Source organism: Streptomyces sp. NPDC046335 (assembly GCF_055587985.1).
Map to the genome: position 1 here is coordinate 1 of NZ_JBVJFF010000047.1, position 2,019 is coordinate 2,019.

Sequence of the window (2,019 nt, forward strand, 5' to 3'; positions counted from 1 at the left end):
TTATGGATGTTTCCCTGGAGTTGGCAGTCTCCACATCAGAGTCGTTAATAGCGTGGCACTTACCTGTGAATTAGCAAGCGTAAGCGGGAGCGATTGAGAACTTTCTTAGGACCGGCATGTAGTTATGGATGAATCAGGCAAAGCCGCCTGCTGGCATGAGAAGGACATAGCAAAAGAAGCAAGCTCGTGATGGGTGAAGTTGCTGAGCGATACAAGTCAAACGAACATTCAATTTGAAGATATTGGACAGCAGAATTTTAAGGTTAGAAAGATATAAAAATGTTGTGGATAAACGCTATCATTGATGTATAACCCAATAAAAGAGTACAATTCGAATGTTCATCTTAAATGAAGACATCAATGACTTATTGTTTTTCCTCAGTCTTTCATCAGCATTAGTTTTTTTGAGCTTAATGCTGATTTCATATGGACTTCAAAGAAAAAGAGTAATGATCATGTGTGTTTTCCTTTTGATGATTTCAAGTGTTACTGCGGTAATGCATTTTTGAACCATAAATCCCGGTTGCAAGGATGGCAATGGTGTTGTCAGTCGTGAAGGGTTCGACCTTAACAACTTTTTTTGTTGGCCTGTCGCCTGTCCTCTGCCTGATATTATTTGCGCAGTCGATTTACATGTTCAGATTGAGCTACAAGACGTTGGCTATAACATTGATGATCTTAGCTCTAGTTTTAGGTCTGTTTTATTTGATGTTAACAAATATTTTATCTGCCAATTTGATGTAGGGCGTTCTAAAAATATTCAATCATTAACTTTAGTGCTTCTTTTGAGTGCCTTGTATTGATATGAGGTAATTAGAATTGGGGGATATATCACCATGCCTAAGATTTATATACTCAATTAGCATTCCAAATATGCCTCGTTAAAGCTGGGCTTTAATATTCTCATCGCACGTGCAACGTGCTGAAGCCTGGCGGGTTGAAATGAATTCAGCATCGAAGCCCGAACATGAGATTTCCCTAAGCTTTCCGGGTCCTTTCCGGCTATCTGACATGTTACGGGGCGGCGACCTCGTAGTCTCTCGCTATTCATGAAGTTCTGACGGCAATCTTTGCTTCCTTTTGTATTGTAACTTTGTCTGATCCCTTACTGCAGCTATCTCATCAACTGTCCCCTCTGGCGGATATAGCGAGTCACGCTGGAGTCGACACATATGAACAAACTTAACAATAAGGCTGGTTGTTAGTTATGCCCCCACGTATCAAAAGGCCATGCAGGCACAAAGGCTGTGCTGCCCTGACAAATGATTCAAGCGGCTACTGTGATGAACATCGGCAGCAGCATGCCGGTGAAGGATGGCGTAACTATCAGACCGGTAAAAGCCGACAAGAGCGTGGTTACGGGCGTCCCTGGGAAGTCAGGCGTGCACGTATTCTCCAGCGAGATAAACATATCTGCCAGGAGTGTCGACGCGCTGGTATAGCAACCCGAGCGAGCACCGTCGACCATATACTGGCTAAGGCTCACGGCGGAACGGACGATGATTTCAATCTGGAGGCGTTGTGTTGGCCATGCCATCGAACCAAGACTGCAAGGGAGCGTCTCCGGTGAAACTCGGCCAGTCAGCGCATGGGGAGGGGGGGATCAAATCCTCAACCCCTTTCGCTTTTAAGGACTGCCGCTCCCGGTAGTTTTTTGCGCGTGAGAAATAAAAATTTTTTTTTGATGATTTTTGAGGTGTTTCGCTATGAGTACCGGAGTGAGATCGCCGGGGGGGGGTCGTAAGCCGAAGAAGACCGGAACGCAGGTCAGTTCTCTGACTCGTGCAGTTTCACCGCCAGATGAACTGTTGGGTGAGATGGCGATCGATGCCTGGAAACGAACCTGCAAAATTCTGATTAATCGTGGTTCGTTTGAAATGGAGGACTGCTATCTACTGATGGAATATTGCAATACGGTGCAACTCCTTTACGACGCGAACCAGGAAATAAAAGCTGATGGGATTGGGGATGAAACTGCTGCCGGTGGGCAGAAAATGGGAGCTGCAGTAAAGGCGCGGG

Annotated in this window: 2 protein-coding genes; both read left to right on the forward strand. The window is 45.4% G+C overall.

Annotated elements, in window-relative coordinates; all coding sequences use genetic code 11:
- The first annotated feature begins 1,207 nt into the window (after positions 1-1,207).
- Positions 1,208-1,570 carry an HNH endonuclease gene (locus tag ACZ6JY_RS40740; protein ID WP_071922349.1) on the forward strand — a complete coding sequence of 121 codons (363 nt, stop codon included), beginning with the start codon at positions 1,208-1,210 and terminating at the stop codon, positions 1,568-1,570.
- 136 nt (positions 1,571-1,706) lie between these two features.
- The coding region (locus tag ACZ6JY_RS40745) for a P27 family phage terminase small subunit (protein WP_469204648.1) at positions 1,707-2,019 on the forward strand (313 nt) is incomplete at its 3' end.

Coding starts and splice junctions, on each gene's coding strand:
- ACZ6JY_RS40740 (WP_071922349.1), top strand. CDS start 1,208: ATGCCCCCACGTATCAAAAGGCCATGCAGGCACAAAGGCTGTGCTGCC.